Source organism: Roseicitreum antarcticum, from assembly GCF_014681765.1.
In the GTDB taxonomy this organism is placed as follows: domain Bacteria; phylum Pseudomonadota; class Alphaproteobacteria; order Rhodobacterales; family Rhodobacteraceae; genus Roseicitreum; species Roseicitreum antarcticum.
This window is the reverse complement of the sequence record NZ_CP061498.1, coordinates 3,383,679-3,400,464: the sequence shown is the minus strand read 5'-3', so window position 1 is coordinate 3,400,464 and position 16,786 is coordinate 3,383,679. Positions and strand designations below refer to the sequence as shown.

Annotated in this window: 12 protein-coding genes; 5 read left to right on the top strand and 7 right to left on the bottom strand. The window is 59.5% G+C overall.

The window, feature by feature from the left end; translation table 11 throughout:
• Nucleotides 1-31: 31 nt before the first annotated feature.
• Nucleotides 32-1,987: a DNA primase gene (dnaG, locus tag H9529_RS16235; protein WP_092886955.1), complete on the bottom strand. Its 1,956-nt coding sequence runs from the start codon at nt 1,985-1,987 to the stop codon at nt 32-34.
• Nucleotides 1,988-2,114: 127 nt separating this feature from the next.
• Between dnaG and msrB the strand changes: the two genes are divergently transcribed.
• Nucleotides 2,115-2,645 (top strand): peptide-methionine (R)-S-oxide reductase MsrB, encoded by a 531-nt coding sequence (gene msrB, locus H9529_RS16230; protein WP_223814388.1) that lies wholly within the window; start codon nt 2,115-2,117, stop codon nt 2,643-2,645.
• 125 nt (nt 2,646-2,770) lie between these two features.
• Nucleotides 2,771-3,694, top strand: coding sequence for a calcium-binding protein (locus H9529_RS16225; protein ID WP_092886952.1), 924 nt, complete (start codon nt 2,771-2,773; stop codon nt 3,692-3,694).
• Between the two features lie 191 nt (nt 3,695-3,885).
• Here the strand turns inward: H9529_RS16225 and H9529_RS16220 are convergent, their stop codons facing one another.
• The 5 genes from H9529_RS16220 to H9529_RS16200 all read right to left on the bottom strand — a co-directional run bounded on the left by H9529_RS16220 (nt 3,886) and on the right by H9529_RS16200 (nt 9,598).
• Nucleotides 3,886-4,902: an ABC transporter ATP-binding protein gene (locus tag H9529_RS16220; protein WP_092886949.1), complete on the bottom strand. Its 1,017-nt coding sequence runs from the start codon at nt 4,900-4,902 to the stop codon at nt 3,886-3,888.
• Nucleotides 4,899-5,897, bottom strand: a complete 999-nt coding sequence (locus tag H9529_RS16215) for an ABC transporter ATP-binding protein (RefSeq protein ID WP_092886946.1) — start codon at nt 5,895-5,897, stop codon at nt 4,899-4,901. Before H9529_RS16215 ends, H9529_RS16220 begins: the two co-directional genes overlap by 4 nt.
• On the bottom strand, nt 5,897-6,841 hold the full coding sequence (locus H9529_RS16210) for an ABC transporter permease (RefSeq protein ID WP_092886944.1): 945 nt from the start codon (nt 6,839-6,841) through the stop codon (nt 5,897-5,899). Before H9529_RS16210 ends, H9529_RS16215 begins: the two co-directional genes overlap by 1 nt.
• Entirely contained in the window at nt 6,838-7,821 is a 984-nt protein-coding gene (locus H9529_RS16205; RefSeq protein ID WP_092886941.1) for an ABC transporter permease, read from the bottom strand. Before H9529_RS16205 ends, H9529_RS16210 begins: the two co-directional genes overlap by 4 nt.
• A 178-nt stretch (nt 7,822-7,999) precedes the next feature.
• The gene (locus tag H9529_RS16200) at nt 8,000-9,598 is read right to left on the bottom strand and encodes an ABC transporter substrate-binding protein (RefSeq protein ID WP_218132109.1); all 1,599 of its coding nucleotides are present in this window, start codon (nt 9,596-9,598) and stop codon (nt 8,000-8,002) included.
• Nucleotides 9,599-10,716: 1,118 nt separating this feature from the next.
• Between H9529_RS16200 and darT the strand changes: the two genes are divergently transcribed.
• From darT to H9529_RS16185, 3 genes are all read left to right on the top strand, one after another.
• Nucleotides 10,717-11,346 carry a type II toxin-antitoxin system toxin DNA ADP-ribosyl transferase DarT gene (darT, locus tag H9529_RS16195; RefSeq protein ID WP_218132108.1) on the top strand — a complete coding sequence of 210 codons (630 nt, stop codon included), beginning with the start codon at nt 10,717-10,719 and terminating at the stop codon, nt 11,344-11,346.
• Between the two features lie 11 nt (nt 11,347-11,357).
• On the top strand, nt 11,358-12,425 hold the full coding sequence (gene darG / locus H9529_RS16190; protein ID WP_218132107.1) for a type II toxin-antitoxin system antitoxin DNA ADP-ribosyl glycohydrolase DarG: 1,068 nt from the start codon (nt 11,358-11,360) through the stop codon (nt 12,423-12,425).
• A gap of 75 nt (nt 12,426-12,500) precedes the next feature.
• A complete protein-coding gene (locus H9529_RS16185) occupies nt 12,501-14,525 on the top strand; it encodes an ATP-binding protein (protein ID WP_218132106.1) in 2,025 nt (674 codons plus the stop codon).
• Between the two features lie 526 nt (nt 14,526-15,051).
• On the opposite strand, the gene H9529_RS16180 is transcribed toward H9529_RS16185, so the two are convergent.
• Nucleotides 15,052-16,719, bottom strand: coding sequence for a hypothetical protein (locus H9529_RS16180; RefSeq protein WP_143033486.1), 1,668 nt, complete (start codon nt 16,717-16,719; stop codon nt 15,052-15,054).
• Nucleotides 16,720-16,786 lie beyond the last annotated feature (67 nt).

Here is a 16,786-nt window from a genome sequence, read left to right as displayed (position 1 = left end):
ATATCTGTGTTTCAGGGTTATATCCCGCGAATCAGTGCTTTTTTTTCACCCAGATCTCATCGTCTATCAGGTTTTGCAGGAGTTTCGACAGTTCCTGCCGATTCTCGCCCAGATCTGCCGAATCCTCGAGCTTCGACCTTTCGGCGGCGTGGCGGGCGGCGGCGGCCTGCGACAGGCGCCAGGTGACCCCCTCATCCGCGAGGTGGTCGAGGTCTTCCATCGCATCGCGCAACTCGCGCGCCGCGCCGCGCCGCGCCTTCAGCTTGGCGAATTCCTCGGCCAGACAACGGCGCGCAAGATCGGTGTCATGGCGGTTGTGCACCGGGGGGGCGATGCGCACGTGGTTTTGCGCCATCAGCCGGTCCAGCGCATCGGCGTGGTCGTCACGCAGGCTGGCCACCGCCGCCGCCGGGTCCGCCGCCTGGCGCAAAAGGCACAGCCGCAGGGCGTGGTGGTCGGGGTCGCTGAGTTCGGCGCGGTCCAGATCGGCCTCGAACGTGGCGATCAGCCCGGGATGGGTGATGAGAATCGCCAGAATGATCGCCTCGCGCAGTTGGTCCTCGACCGGGGTGGCCTGCCCGCCGCCCAGCAGCGTGCTGCGGGTGGACGCCAGAGGCGGCAGCGCGACAGAGGTGCGGCGGTCGGCCCAGGGCGCGTTCGCCCCGCCACGGCGCGGCGTGAAGGTGCGGCCTGCGCGGGGGGCGGGGGCAAACAGCTCTTGCCGCAGGCGTCGCAGTTCATCAGCGTAATGCCCGCGCAACGAGGGGTCGCGGATCAGGGACAGGGACTGGCGCAGGCGCAAGTCGAGGGCGGCGCGACGTTCGGGGCTGTCGAAGTTCTGGCCTTCGGTTTCGCGCTGCCACAGCAGGGTCACAACCGGCACGGCACCGTCGATCAGCTTTTGCATGGCGGGCGGGCCGCCCGCGCGCAGCACATCGTCGGGGTCCTGTTTTTCAGGCAGCAGGCAAAAGCGCATGGATTGCCCGGCCTCGATCAGCGGCAGGGCAAGGTCCATCAGCCGTTGACCAGCGCGCAGCCCGGCCGAATCGCCATCAAGCGCGATCACGGGTTCCGGTGCAAGCCGCCAGATCAGCCGCAACTGGTCTTCGGTGATGGCGGTGCCCAAGGGGGCCACGGCGGCGGCGAATCCGCCCTCGACCAGCGCGATCACGTCCATGTAGCCTTCGGCAACGATCAGCGGCGTGCCCTTCCCGCAGGCGCTGCGCGCAGGCCCGATGTTGTAGAGCGTGCGGCCCTTGTCGAAAAGTTCGGTTTCGGGCGAGTTGAGGTATTTCGCCCGCGCGTTCTCGGACATGGCGCGCCCGCCAAAGGCGATGCAGCGGTCGCGCCCGTCGCGGATGGGAAACATGATGCGACCGCGAAAACGGTCATACGGCTGGCCACCGTCATCGGGGCGGATGGCAAGGCCCGCGTCCACGATCAGGTCAGCCGCCACCCCTGCCCCGGTCAGATGCGCCCAGAGGCCCTGCCGCGTGTCAGCGGCAAAGCCGATGCCATGGCGTTCCAGCGCATCGGGTTTCAGCCCGCGCCGGGTCAGATAGGCCCGCGCGTCCGCCGCTGCGGCACTGTTGAGCTGCATGCGGTAGAATCGCGCGGCCTGCTCCATCACGGCAACCAACTGGCTGCGGCGGTCGGATTTTTGCTGTGCCTGCGGATCCCGCGCAGGCATCGGCATGCCCGCGTCGCGCGCCAGCACCTCGACCGCCTCCATGAAGGACATGTTATCGGCTTCGCGCAGGAAGGTCAGGACATCGCCCTTGGCCTGACAGCCGAAGCAGTAGTAGAATCCCTTCTTGTCATCGACATGAAAAGAGGCGTTTTTTTCCTGGTGGAAGGGACAGGGCGCCCACATGTCACCCTTTGCCATATTGGACTTGCGCATGTCCCACGTTACCTTTCGCCCGACCACCGAGGAGATCGAGACGCGGGCGCGCAGTTCATCAAGGAATCCGGGGGGCAAGCTCATGCGCATTAATATCGGCGCTTGGTGCGGCGCTGTCCAGCCCGCGCGCCGCCCTGACGTGACGAAACTGTGAGGCAACTTTCGCGACCATCGACCGTATATCTATAAAAGCCATATGGAGGATCCCATGCTGACACGTCGAAAATTCATGATGACAACCGCCGCACTGACCGTCGGCGGCCTTGCTGCCCGGGCCGGTGCCAATACCGGCACGTTCGAGATTACCCGCACCGAGGCCGAGTGGCGCGCGCAGTTGACCCCGGCACAATTCGCCGTTTTGCGCGAGGAAGCGACCGAACGCGCGTTTACCAATGAGCTGATGGGCGAACGCTCGCCCCTGCTGAAGGAAGACCGCGTGGGCAACTACAATTGCGCGGGCTGTGCGCTGCCGGTCTATCGGTCCGAGACGAAATACGACAGCCAGACCGGCTGGCCCAGCTATTGGGACGCCATTGAGGATGCGGTGGGGACGCGCGAAGACCGGTCCTACCTGTTCATGGTACGCACCGAAGTACATTGCGCACGCTGCGGCGGACACCTGGGCCACATCTTTGATGACGGTCCTGAGCCGACCGGAGCGCGCCATTGCATCAACGGGCTGGCGATGACCTTCACCCCGGATGCCACGGGCGTCGAGGAAGGCCATCCTGTCACGGCCTAGAGGGCACATCCTTGCTGGCCGAGGACTGTTTCCAAAACGTTAACAGTTTGTCTTGAACTTTGCCCGTGCGCCGTTAAGCATTTCCGCAGCATAGTTACTGCAAAATATCTTCGCGCACGGGTGAAATGATGGAACTGTTGTTCATGCTACTGGGGCTGGGTGTGATGGGTGTCGCCTTTGGCGGGTCATCGGACGACGATCCCGAGGTCGAAACCCCGAGCGGCGGTGGTGGTGGCAGCGGTGGCGGTGCCGACAGGCTGATCGGTGACGACAGCGATGACACGCTCAACGGGCTGTGGGGCAACGACAGCATCGCAGGTCGCGCCGGTGACGACATTCTGACCGGCGGCTGGGGCAATGACCTGTTGATCGGTGGCACCGGCAATGACGCGCTGGCAGGCAATGGCGACAGTGACATTTTGTTCGGCGGCCCGGGCGCGGATACCCTGGATGGAGGCTGGGGCAACGATATCATCATCGGTGTGGATAATGCCGAGGCCTTGTTCAACCCGCTGACCGGCGGGTCGCTGGATCAGTTGCAGGCGCTGTCACCCGCGCAATTGGAAGCGCTGATCGCCGATCTGCGCGCCGACGCGGGCCCCTCCCCGGACGCCCTGACACAAGACCGGCTCGACATGTCCATCACGATGATCCGGGCGATGGCGGACCCGACACTTTCTGCCGAAATCCTTGCCAACGGTGAGGCTGGCAGCGACGTGCTGATCGGCAACGAGGGCGATGACATCTTGATCGGTGACGCCGGCGACACGATGACGGGCGGCGCAGGCAACGACACCTTCACGGTCTTCTACCAGCCCGGGCCGGACCACGAGTTGCTGACGATCAGCGACTTCAACCACGAATCCGAGCAACTGGAACTGCTTATCCCCGAATCGCTTGTCGGTCAGCCGCATAACGCCGTGGCAATCGCCCCCGACACGACCCACGTTTTGCTGAATGGCGTGGTCGTGCTGGAACTGGCCGGTGTGGCGATGGAAGACTACATCACCGCGCTGCGCGCCGATCGCGTGGTATTCGCCACGTATTGAGCGGCAATTTCAGCCCCGGATAGCGCAATCGCAGCGTCTTGCAGGGCGGCGGCGATTGCGTTTCGGTTGCGAGCCTGCGCGCACCCTTTCAACGACACTCCCATTGGCCCCGCCGGGGTGATGTACCCACGCCAGGCGGCGCTGCCTGGTCCGGTGCAGGCGCCCCGGGCGTGCCGGGGCCGCGCTATCCCTCAGGCATCAACGGATGTGCGCCCTTCCTCCACCGCGAAACACGCGGCGTGACCGCCCGGTGTGGGGACCGGCACGGGTAATTCCGTCTTGCAGCGCTGGTTGGCCAGCGGGCAGCGCGGATGGAAGGTGCAGCCTGACGGCGGGGTGATCGGGTTGGGGATTTCGCCCAGCACGGGTTTGCGGGCCCTGCCCGACATTTCCAGATCGGGCACCGCGTCCAGCAGCATCTGGCTGTAGGGATGCGCCGGGTTGGTGAAGAGGCGCCGCGCCTCGGCAACTTCGGTCAGGCGGCCAAGATAGAGCACGCCGATCCGGCTGGCCATGTGGCGCACCACGCTGAGGTCGTGGCTGATGAACAGATAGGTCAGGCCGAATTCGTCCTGCAAATCGCGCATCAAGTTGAGGATCTGCGCCTGAACCGACACGTCCAACGCGGATGTGGGTTCGTCGCATACGATGAATTCCGGCTTTGACGACAGCGCCCGCGCGATGGCGACGCGCTGGCGCTGGCCGCCAGAGAATTCGTGCGGGAATTTCTCGGCATCCTTTGCCGACAGCCCCACGGTGTCGAGCAGGCGCCCGACCTCGGCGGCGACGCTGCCGCCAGATGCCAGCCCGAAGGTGTGGATCGGCTCGGCGATGATGTCGCCGACGCGCCAGCGTGGGTTAAGGCTGGCGAACGGGTCTTGAAAGATCATCTGGAACCGGCGGCGCAGGGCGCGCATATCCGGGCCGGATTCGAATTGCATCGGCTGGCCGTCAAACAGGATTTCGCCGCGCGAAGGCTTTACCAGCCCCACGATCATCTTGGCGATGGTGGATTTCCCGGACCCGGATTCGCCCACCAGCGCGAAGGTCTCGCCGCGCTTGATCTCGAAATCCACATCGGCCACGGCGGTCAGAAAGCGCTTGTCCTCACGCTCGATCACCCGGTTCAGCCAAGGTTTGGAGATGTCGAAGTAGCGCGTCAGCCCGCGCACCTGAAGCAATGTATCAGTCGGCAATCTGTCAGTCATGAGGTCACCTTTGCCGCGTCATAGAGCCAGCAGGCCACGCGGCGGCCATCGGCGCGGTCGATCGGGTCCGGTCGCTCGACATAGCAGCGGTCGAACGCCTTTTCGCAGCGCGGGTTGAAGGCGCAGCCCTGCGGGATCGCATTCAGCCGCGGCATTGACCCGGGAATCTGGACCAGTCGGTCCGAGGTTTGCGTCAGCGTCGGGATCGACCCCATCAGCCCCGCCGTATAGGGATGTTCAGCATGCCGGATCACGTCGCGCACCGGCCCGATCTCGGCCATACGGCCGGAGTAGAGGACGGCCACGCGGTCCGCCGTCTCGGCGATCACACCCATGTCATGGGTGATCAGCATCACCGCAGCACCTTTTTGCGCGCACATGTCGCGCAGCACGTCGATGATCTGCGCCTGCACGGACACATCCAGCGCCGTCGTCGGCTCATCCGCGATGACCAGTTCGGGTTCGGCCGCCAGCGCCAGTGCGATCACCACACGCTGGCGCATCCCACCCGAGAAATGGTGCGGATAATCGTCAATCCGCTGTTTCGCCGCCGGGATGCCCACCTGATCCAACAGGCCGATGGCGCGGTCGCGGGCGTCGCGTTCCGACAGGTCCAGATGGGTGCGGATCGTCTCGATCAACTGCTCAGCCACGGTATAGAGCGGGTTGAGGCTGGTCAGCGGGTCCTGAAACACCATGCCGATACGCTTGCCGCGGATCTTGCGCATGGCGTCGGGTTTCAGGTTGTCGATGCGCTTGCCGCGCAGGTAGATCTCGCCGCCCGCAACGCGGCCCGGCGGCTCCAACAGGCCGATGATCGCGGCACCGGTCAGCGATTTGCCGGCACCGGATTCGCCGACCATGCCCAGAACCTCGCCCTCCTGAATGTCGAAGGACAGGTTGTCGATGGCACGCAGCACGCCGCGCCGGGTCGGAAATTCGACCACGAGGTTGCGCACGGACAGAAGCGGAGGTGTTTTTGCAGGGTCAGTCATCAACGCAACCTCGGATTCAGGGCATCGCGCAACCAGTCGCCCAGCAGGTTCACCGCCAGCGCCAGCGCCAGAAGCGTCAACGAGGGGAACAGCAATATCCACCATTCCCCCGAGAACAGGTATTGCTGGCCGATGCGGATCAAGGTGCCAAGGCTGGGCTGGGTCGGCGGAACGCCGACTCCCAGAAACGACAGCGTGGCCTCGGCGATAATCGCCAGCGCAAGGCCGATGGTGCCGATCACCAGCACCGGCCCCATGACGTTGGGCAAGATATGCTTAACCAGGATCTTGACCGGATGCGCGCCGATGACGCGGGCGGCCTGCACATATTCCTTGTTCTTTTCGACCATGGTGGCACCGCGAACGACACGGGCATATTGCACCCAATCCGACAGACCGATGGCGATGACCAGCACCCACACGGCCATGGTTTCGCGGTAGGCGGGCGGGATAAAGCCGCGCGCCACGCCAAATACCAGAAGCGCGATCAGGATCGACGGGAAGGACAATTGCACATCGGCGATGCGCATCAGCAAGCTGTCGACCCAGCCGCCGCGATAGCCCGCGACCAGCCCGGCGGTGATGCCCAGCACCATGGCGAACAGCACGGCTGCAAAGCCCACGAACAGCGACAGTCGCGCGCCATAAAGGATGGCCGAGAACATGTCGCGACCCTGGTTGTCGGTGCCCAGCATGAACGTGTTGCCGGTGAACGCATTCGGCTCCATCGGTGGGGTGAAGCCGTCCATCAGGTTGAGCGACGCCGGATTGAACGGATCATAGGGGGCGATCACGGGCGCCAGCACTGCCGCAGCGATGATCAACAGCGACACAGACGCCGCCACAATCGCCACGGGCGAGGTGCGGAAGGCATAGGCAAAGTCGCTGTCCCAGGCCTTGGCCAGCCGCGAGGGTTGCTTTTCACTCACGTCGGTCTTGCTCAATGCCCCGCCCCCCCGCGATCAACGCGCAGGCGCGGATCGACAACATAATACAACAGATCAACGATCAGGTTGATCACCACGAAAATCAGCGCGATCAGCATCAGATAGGCGGCCATGACGGGCACATCGACGAACTGGACCGAGTTGATGAACAACGCGCCCACGCCCGGCCACTGGAACACCGTTTCGGTGATGATGGCGAAGGCGATGATGCTGCCCAGTTGCAACCCGGTGATTGTGATGACCGGCACCATGGTGTTCTTCAGCGCATGGCCAAAATTCACCGCGCGCTTCGACAAGCCGCGCGCGCGGGCGAATTTGATGTAATCGGCGCGCAGCACCTCCAGCATCTCGGCCCGGACCAGCCGCATGATCAACGTCATCTGGTAAAGGCCCAGCGTGATCGCGGGCAGTACCAGCGACATGCGCCCCGATTCCGTCAGAAAGCCGGTGCGCCAACTGCCGATCTGGACCACGTCGCCACGGCCGAAACTGGGCAGCCATTGCAGTTCGACCGCGAAAACCCAGATCAGCAGCACACCGATCAGGAAGGTCGGCAGACTGACCCCGATCAGTGATACCGACATGATGGTGTTCGACAGCCAACCCCGCCGGTTCAGCGCGGTATAGACCCCGAAGCCCACGCCAAAGACAAAGGCCGCGATGCCCGACACCAGCGCGAGTTCCAGCGTGGCAGGCAGGCGCGACAAGATCAGTTCCATCACCGGCTGTTGCAGGCGGTAGGAAATCCCGAAATCGCCTTGGATGGCATTGCCCACGAAGCGGGCGAATTGCAGCAGGAACGGATCGTTCAGCCCCAATTGCGTGCGCAACGCATCGCGGTCGGCGATCGAGGTTTCCTGCCCCACCATGGAGTTGATGGGGTCACCGACAAAGCGGAAGAGTGAGAAGGACACGAAGGCCACGACGATCATCACGATGAACGACTGCAACACGCGTCGGAGGATATAGGCGAGCATCCGATCAGCCCTTTTCTGGCAGCGCACCTGGGCGCAGCTAAAGCCCGTCACACCTTTGGCAACCGGCGACAAATCGAAAAAGTATAGCGGCGGCCAGAACGCAGTTCAGCCAGAGCACACTATAAGCAAAAGCCCTCCGCCGCAGAACTGCGGCGGAGGGCTGAAGCGATCGGCGGCGTCACTCGTAGGTGACGTCAGCCATGCTGGGTTGGTTCTCGGGGTGAACCGGCAGGTTGATCCCGTCGCGCATGGCATAAGCCAGCACCTGGTTGTGCACGTTCAGGAACACGCGGTCGGCCATCACCTCATCCCAGATTTCGGCGATCAGCGCATCGCGGGCTTCCAGGTCGGTCATGGTGCCCAGGGCCTCGATTTTCGCGTTCACCTCGGGGTTGTCATAGCGCGAGCCGTTGTAGGACCCGTAGCCGTCGGTACGGCCATGCACGAGGAAGTTGAAGACATAGGCGCTGTCAAAGGTCGGCACGCCCCAGCCCAGCATATAGAAATCGGTTTCCCAATTCTCGATCAGCGGGAAGTGCAGCGACCGGGTCTGCGACACCAGGTTGATGTCGATGCCGATCCGGCCCAACATGCCGGTCAGTGCCTGGCAGATCGCCTCATCGTTCAGGTAGCGGTCATTGGGGCAGTGCAGATCGACGCTGAAGCCCTCGGGATACCCAGCTTCGGCCACCAGTTCGGCGGCACGCTCATAATCGGGCTGGCCATAGGCGTCCATCTCAGCGGTCCAGCCGTTGACGAAGGGCGGCAGGGGCGCGGCCGAAGGCTGCGACTGCCCGCGCATCACCACCTGGCGGATCGCGTCACGGTCGATGGCAAGCGCCATGGCTTCGCGTACTTCGGGCTTGGCGAAGGGGTTATCTTCGACATTGGCGGTGTCCAGCGTCTCGGAGGTCATGTCGTAGGCGAAGAAGATGTTCCGGTTTTCCGGCCCGGTGGTGACGGTGACGCCATCGGTCTGTTCCAGCCGCGCGATATCTTGCACCGGCACATCTTGCACCACATCCACTTCGCCCGACAGCAGCGCGGCCACACGGGTCGCGGCCTCGGCGATGGGGGTATAGATGATCTCGGTCACTGCGGGCGCCTCTGCCCAGTGGCCTTCATAGGCTTCCATCACGGTGCGGACTTCGGGGTCGCGGCTGACCAGGCGGTAGGGACCGGTGCCGTTGGCGTTGCGCACGGCGTAGTTTTCCTCACCGGCGGCAAAGTTCTGGGGGTCCTGCACCGCGTTGTCTTCGGCCCAGCCGCTGTCCATGATGAAGAAGTTCGTCAGGTTCTGCGAATAGAGCGGCGACGGCCCGGTCATCTGGACGTGGACGGTGTAATCGTCGATCGCCTCGGCCGAGACGACGGCGGTGTGCAGCGCCTGGAAGCCCGAGCTGGGGTGCTTCACCCGGTTGAACGAAAACACCACATCTTCGGCGGTGAAGGGGCTGCCATCGTGGAAGGTCACGCCTTCGCGCAGTTTCAGCACCCAGATCGAGGGATCATCCGCGTGGATCATCCATTCGGTGGCAAGGCGCGGCTGCAGCGAGCCGTCGGTATCGCGGCGCACCAGCGTCTCATAGATGTGGTGCAGGACGGCCGAGGTCGGCCCCTCGTTCTGGCTGTGCGGGTCCAGCGTCAGCGCATCGGCAACCCGCGCCCAGCGCAGGGTTTCGGCATCCGCGCCCGTCGCGCCCAGCGTCATGGCGGCGCCCGCGACGGTCGCCAGCAGCGCGGTTCGCGTCGCACCGAATTTTGGTGAATAGATCATGTTACACTCCCGGTTGGTTATCTTCATCCAGACGTTTGCCGCCTGCGAATTTGTGACCGGAAGCGATGCCGCCGGACCTGTGAACAGCATTTGACCAAAAAGTCAGACTGTCAAGCATAGCCGCGCGGCTGCGAGGGGCGTGAACGACGGTTACCTCGCGTCAAACGCGCGCTGCTGCGTGAAACGTCACTCCCCCCCCCCCCGCCCGCCCACACCGCAGGCGGGCGGGGGATTGTTGCCCGCTGGCCCGCGCCCGGCCAGATTCGCCCTTGCCTGTCCCGGCCCGACGTGCTGAAAACAGGGGAAGTGGCCGCTTGCTGGAATGGTAGACAGACCGGACTTAAAATCAGCGTTAGCACCGTTTGAAATCAACAGGATGCGTTGAAATTATATAGTGGACATATAAAGAACAAAAAGTGAATATTGAAACGGATCTTTTGGTCACCACATCAGCCCGATGCAGGGCATTTTTACCATACGCATAGAGTGCGACTGCGGCCACCGCGCCACGCTCAACGCTGAGGCACTCGGCGCGGATCCGGCCACGTTCATGGACTTCGACCGTCTGCGCTGTTCTGGTTGCGGGCGGAAAGGCCGACCGGGCAGTATCACACGGGCGTGGGCGAGCGCGTCGGAGCACGTACCTTATCGGGGCAGCTACGGGAGAATCCCAACCAGTGGCGATTGAGCCGCTGACATCTCCAATGTAAACGAACTGTTCGCATTGTCGGTCCAACGCCACAGCGACTATAACCGATCCGCGTGAAACTACGGTTGGTTCGGCAGACCAGGGGTAAAGCAAGTTTGCGTCACCTTTTATTGATGCCACAGGTCAGCCGGGCGATGTTCTCAGGCTGGTGCAAGTGTGACTTCGTAGCTTGCGACAGTATCGTGTTGGAACGGCGCGCTGCGCTACCACCAGCCCCCCCCCACATCCACTGCTCACAGATTGCTAACCTGCGCGACAACGAAACATTGTGGGCGGAAAACAGACTTTCGCTGCGGGTGCGAAAAGGTTCAGCGCCATTGGCAGGAGCGAACATTCGGCGCTGGCGGCTATACAGCATCTTGAGGGAAGTTGACCCAAACTGTATCTATATCGAGACATGGCAAACAACTTGACCGCCGAAAAAGCTCTGATCTTCAGGATCACGCACATCAACAATGTGCCGTGGATCCTCAGGCATGGGCTTCATTGCAAGAACTCCGGTGTGCAGGATCCCCATTTTGTGCGAATTGGAAACCTCGAATTGATCCAGCGCCGGACAGCTCGAAACGTTCCTGTACCGCCTGGTGGGACGTTGTCGGATTATATCCCGTTCTACTTAACGCCATTCTCAATGATGATGTACAACATCAAGACTGGTTACGGAGGAATTCGTCAGTTTCCGAACAGGGAGATCGTTATCATGGCGTCGTCACTTCGTGGGCTCGCGGATCGAAGCGTGGCAACCGTGTTCTCGGATCGTCATGCGTACCTCCAGACTGCGCAGTTCTTCACCTCGTTAGACGACCTTGACAAGATCGACTGGGGCATCCTGCAACGTAGGGACTTCACACGCGACGTCGATGACCCCGAGAAGACGGACCGCTACCAGGCAGAGGCGCTTGTACACAGGCACTTGCCAGTTGAGCACCTAGCAGGCATAGTGTGCTTGGGTGAGAACGAAAAAGGAACACTCGAACGGCAACGGGAGGAGGTTGGTCACGATCTCAAGATCGTGGCGCGACCGGGTTGGTATTTCTGATGGTAACTTACATGCAGGGCAATCTTCTTGAAGCTGACGTCGATGCGGTGGTGAACACTGTGAACACGGTAGGAATAATGGGCAAAGGAATTGCCCTGATGTTCAAGGAACAATTCCCAAGAAACTTCGAAGCCTACGCCCGTGCCTGCGATGCGGGCGAAGTGCGTATTGGCAAAATGTTCGTTACCGAAAACAAGGAACTCTTCGGGCCGCGCTGGATCATCAATTTCCCGACTAAGACCCATTGGCGAGTCAAAACCAAGATCGAATGGGTCGAGGATGGATTGAAGGATCTTGTCCGAGTACTTCGAGAGAAGGAAATTCATTCAATTGCAATTCCTCCACTCGGCTGCGGGAATGGCGGCCTCGACTGGAGCGATGTGCGTCCACTAATTGAGTCGGCCTTGGCGGAACTTGATTGGGTCAATGTCAGCGTCTACGAGCCAACTTCCAAGTATCAGAATGTCGCCAAGCGCACCGGTGTTGAGAAGCTCACCCCGGCACGCGCACTGGTGGCTGAGATGGTGCGTCGGTACTCACTCCTTGGGATCGAGTGCTCAATTCTTGAGGTCCAGAAGCTGGGTTGGTTCCTCGAGCGCGGCATGACCCGGTTCGGAGGGTCGGATGCGCTCAAGTTCAGGTTCCAAGCCAACAAGTACGGACCTTACTCGCATAACCTGACAAAACTGCTCGATAGCCTCGACGGCAGTTATCTCCGGTGCGACAGACGCCTAGCTGATGCCGATCCCTTGGACCTCATTTGCTTCAACGACGCCAAATATGATCGAGTGCAAGCCTATCTGAACTCGGGTGAAGGGAAGCAGTTCTCAAGCGTACTGGAATGGGCTTCGGCAACCATCGATGGCTTCGAGTCGCCTCTCGGCATGGAACTTCTGGCGACTGTCGACTGGATGATGCAGTACGACGATATCGAACCGACTGTTGAGGGAGTGATGGAAGGTCTTAAGAGCTGGGCTGGTGGGGAAGCCGCTGGACAGCGCAAATTGAAGATCTTTGATCGCCGATTGGTCGCCATCGCCTTGGGCCAACTTCAGACATCGAACAGGCTACCTGCCTGATAATCTTTGACTGCTCGGCGGAAAGTGGACCGCGCGGGGTAGAGGCTTGGTGTAATTAAATTGGGAATTGGTCGTATGGCAATGGCAGACGGGAGCTTCAGGGTAGAGGTTGAGCACGACCACCTAAGGAAGCTGGCGAACGCCTCTCCGGTACAGGCGGTGTGCGAGCTCGTCTGGAACTCCCTCGACGCGGACGCCAGTCGAGTGGACATAGACGTGGACCACGGCGAGCTCGGGATGCACTCGATTTCCGTCAGGGACAACGGGCACGGGTTCACTTACGAGGAGGCGAGGGCGCTCTTCGGCAAGGTGGGCGGCTCATGGAAGCGTCACGGCGCGAATTCTAGGCATAGGTCCCGCGTCCTGCACGGCAAGGAGGGCAAAGGAAGGCTCAAGGCCCTCGCTCTCGGACGGGTCGCTGACTGGATCGTTCGATACAGGGACGAAGCGGGCAACTTGATGGGCTTTAAGATGACCCTCGTAAAAGACGCGCTGGTAGACGTGGAAATATCTGCGCCGGAGCCCGCAGAACCTGTTCTGGGCACGGGCGTGGAGGTCACGATCTCGGAACTGGAGAAGCAGTTCAAGTCGCTCGAGACCGAGCGTGCGGTCCCTGACCTCTCGTCCGTATTCGCCATCTACCTCAAGAACTACCAGGACGCAGAAATCCTCTTCGACGGCGAGCGTTTGGACCCGGAGGCGAACATCGCCTCGTCGAGGACCATCTCTCTTGACCCGATTGAGGCGGACGGAGGGACGCATCCGGTGGTCCTCGAGGTCATCCAGTGGAACTCGGCGCCAGAGCGTTCGATCTTTCTTTGCGGGAAGGACGGCTTCCCCTTCGCGAGGATTGCACCGAAATTCCACACAAAGGGCTACGTATTCTCTGCTTACCTCAAGTCCGCCTACGTGGACCTATTGCAGGAGCGCGGCGCGATCGACCTTGCCGAAATGGACCCTGCCATGGCCGACGCGGTCGATCAGGCCTCCGAGGCAATCCAGGTCCACTTCAAGGAGGCGAGCGCTGCTGAGGCACGGTCGGAGATCGAGCGTTGGAAGGAGGAGCGATCTTACCCCTACGAGGCAGAGCCGACCACGAAGGTTGAGACCGCCGAGCGGCAGGTTTTCGACATCCTAGCGATCACGGTAAACAAGCACCTTTCCGACTTCTCCCAGCAGAGCGCCAAAGGCCGTACCTTTCAGATGCGGATGCTCCGGCAGGCCATAGAGCGCGGCCCAGACGAGCTTCAGACGATCCTGACGCAGGTCTTGGACCTGCCCCAGAAGACGATGAACGAGTTCGCCAAACTGCTCGAGGAAGCGGACTTGGCCAATGTCATCAGCGCGTCCAAGATGGTAGCTGACCGCCTCAGCTTCCTATCTGGCATCGAGCAGTTGCTCTACGCTCCCGAGACTCGCGGTCTGCTCAAGGAGCGCAGTCAGTTGCATCGGATGATAGCCGAAGGCAACACTTGGATTTTCGGTGAGGAGTTCAGTCTAACGGTGGACGACAAGGGTCTTACCGAGGTTCTACGTAAGCATCGATCTATTATCGGCGACGAAACGATCATAGACGCGCCGGTTAAGAGGATCGACGGGAGCGTTGGCGTAGTCGACCTCATGCTCTCGCGTTCCGTTCCGAGGAATCGCCCTGATGAGCGCGAGCATCTCGTGGTCGAGTTGAAGCGACCCTCTGTCGTGATCGGGCCCAAGGAACTCACACAAGTGGAGAGCTACGCCTTCGCGATCGCAAACGACGAGCGATTCCGCGACTTGGACACCCGTTGGGTGTTCTGGGCTGTGTCGAACGATATTGACGAGCACGCCCGTCGGCGTGCGAGACAGGAAGGCAGCCCACCGGGGCGCGTGTACAAGGACGGACCGATTGAGATTTGGGTGAAGGCGTGGTCAGAGGTCTTGTCTGACGCAAAGTTCCGGATGCGCTTCGTTCAGGACAAGCTGAAGTCTAATGTCGACGACGACGCTGCGCTTAAATACCTAAAGAAGACCTATGCAAAGTACTTGGATGGTATCGCAGATGATGCTGCTCCAGAGGCAACTTCGGCAAATGTCGATGCTGAGGATGCAAGTAAAACCTAACAGGGGGCTGAAAAAGGTCTGAGGAGCGCGCCTCTCGCCTCGCTCGTCAGGCCCCGGTGCGCCGCCTTTTCACCAGATCGACGTGAGTGCCTTAAAATTGACGCGCTCTCGCGTCGAAACGGCGGCACTCGGAGTTTTTCAGCACCCTGCTCTAAACGTTAGCTTCAGCCCGCTGCACTGCAGCGCCCAAAAAGTCAACGAATGCCCGGAGAGGGCCGTTTGTGTCGGTCGACACGTGGGGCGGGATGCGGAAGTTCGCTGCGGTTGCAAAAACAATTGGGATCGAGAGTAAGCGCCCAATCCGTGATAATGTTCAGGTACAATACGACAAATTCCGATATCGCCCGAAACAGGCAGGGCAATATACTTACGTCCGTAACGCCGCTTGGGGATCTGATGGTCAGCAGTCAAGTTTCTGAAAAAACGGGGGAGCTGAGCGAACTCAACTCCCCACTTGGTAGGCGCTTTTGCAGAGTACGCCTAACTCCGCCTATAAGCAAACCACACGAACTCCCAATTGTCAACCTCAGGCATCACCTCTGTGTCGACGATAGTCCCGTCTTACCGTCGCGAAAGTTGCACACAGTGATATCAAAACCATAAATGTAATTGTGACCGCGAGCCAGCCATCGATTATACTGCCTGACATCCAAAGGCCTGCAAAAGCCAGTGACAACACAAATAATGCAGCTAAAATAGATTTCTCCCACCTCGATATACTGCTTTTGAACTCAGCCCGCTGCATTCTGGCTTCACTTAATTTTCCAGATGCTATCGCTTGGTAAATAACCGCCATGGATGATGGATCTTTGAAGTATCCCGAGTGCGTGGAAAGGGGGAGTGGGGCGCCGACTGGCGCAACTTCAATATTTTTCACCCCAATAATATCATCTTCCACGCTGTTAGGCACCCCAACTTGCAGAAGGGAATTTATCTCAGAGCTCACCGGATCGTACCGACTCCACAAATTTACTATTCTCGGTCCACCATGTTCGCCCCAAGCAGGTCGATCTAAAAGGTATGGGTTGCTATACCGAACTCGATGGTACCGATGGTGCTCACCGCTATCAGCATAAAAGAGACTTTCTATCTTCTGTATTGGACTTCCAATAGTAAAGATGTGACTGACTTTTCTCACTTCTCTGATAGACTTATCACGCCTACTTTCCAAAATATTTGTGGCTCGACAGTATGAGTTGAGACGCAAAAATGCATCTAATATTATTGCTGATCCCAGGCTGTGGCCAACCAAGACGCAACGAACACAATTGGGATCTGCCAAAACATCCTGCAAAAGATCTTTGGCTAAGTTTACTCTCCGTTCCCGCGTCAAAAAGCTCTCATGACTTTCATGCATGGTGGTCCATGCCATAACATCTGATATCAATCGTTTAGAAATGAACCACCCCATAAGAGTTGCAAGAAGTGTCGCAATCAAGGCTGCGAAGTGAGAAGCTTCGACCGTCGATACGAACTCAAATTCCGCGCCTCCAACTATCTTGCTAGATACAAAGAAGAAAAATATATAAATGAAAAATAAAAATGCCAAAATTGGCACTGAAACCATCACAGTTTTTAGAAGTGCACTTATATTGCTCTTCAGCACCTCTTTTCGCCAAGCAGCAGCTAACTTTTTCAGCTCAAGCCTATCCTGCACGCTCGATTTTTCAGATATATGATCTTGAAATTCGCGGAAGCTCCCATTTGGAAAAGACTTTCTCCCCACACCGTTGTCAAATTCGGAGTATATTTTTTCGATTTTCCTCCTAAGGTCGCCGCTTATTTTCATTTTATTCAATATGCGTCGTTTTTGGGTGGGGTATTTTCGCCAACGCGATGCGAATGTTAGTGTAAAGGCGAGCACTATCTTCAGAACCCAAATCAACACACCAAATAGGCTTGAATTTTTATGTTGGTCACCGGCCCAATAAGCCTCGTGGACGCGATATTGCTTGATAGAGCGAGGCCTTTTTCCAATATTTTGAAATCTGGTGAACTCGATATAGTTGCGAAATGATTCGTTGTCTCTCGATGAGACCTCAATCTTACCACTGATTTCTCTTATATATCCAAGTTCAGATGGATCCTCGCGGTTGCCTTGTTCATCCAGTGCGTCAATGAAATTTGCAGCGCTAAGGTATTGTCGCGGGCTTCCAATTCCATGACAAAAAATAATAGATGTATGCTTTGTCAAGTTATCCTCACATTTCGCTTTCCGGCAACCAGCGTGTGCAAAACCCAAAGATATTAAATTTCACGCA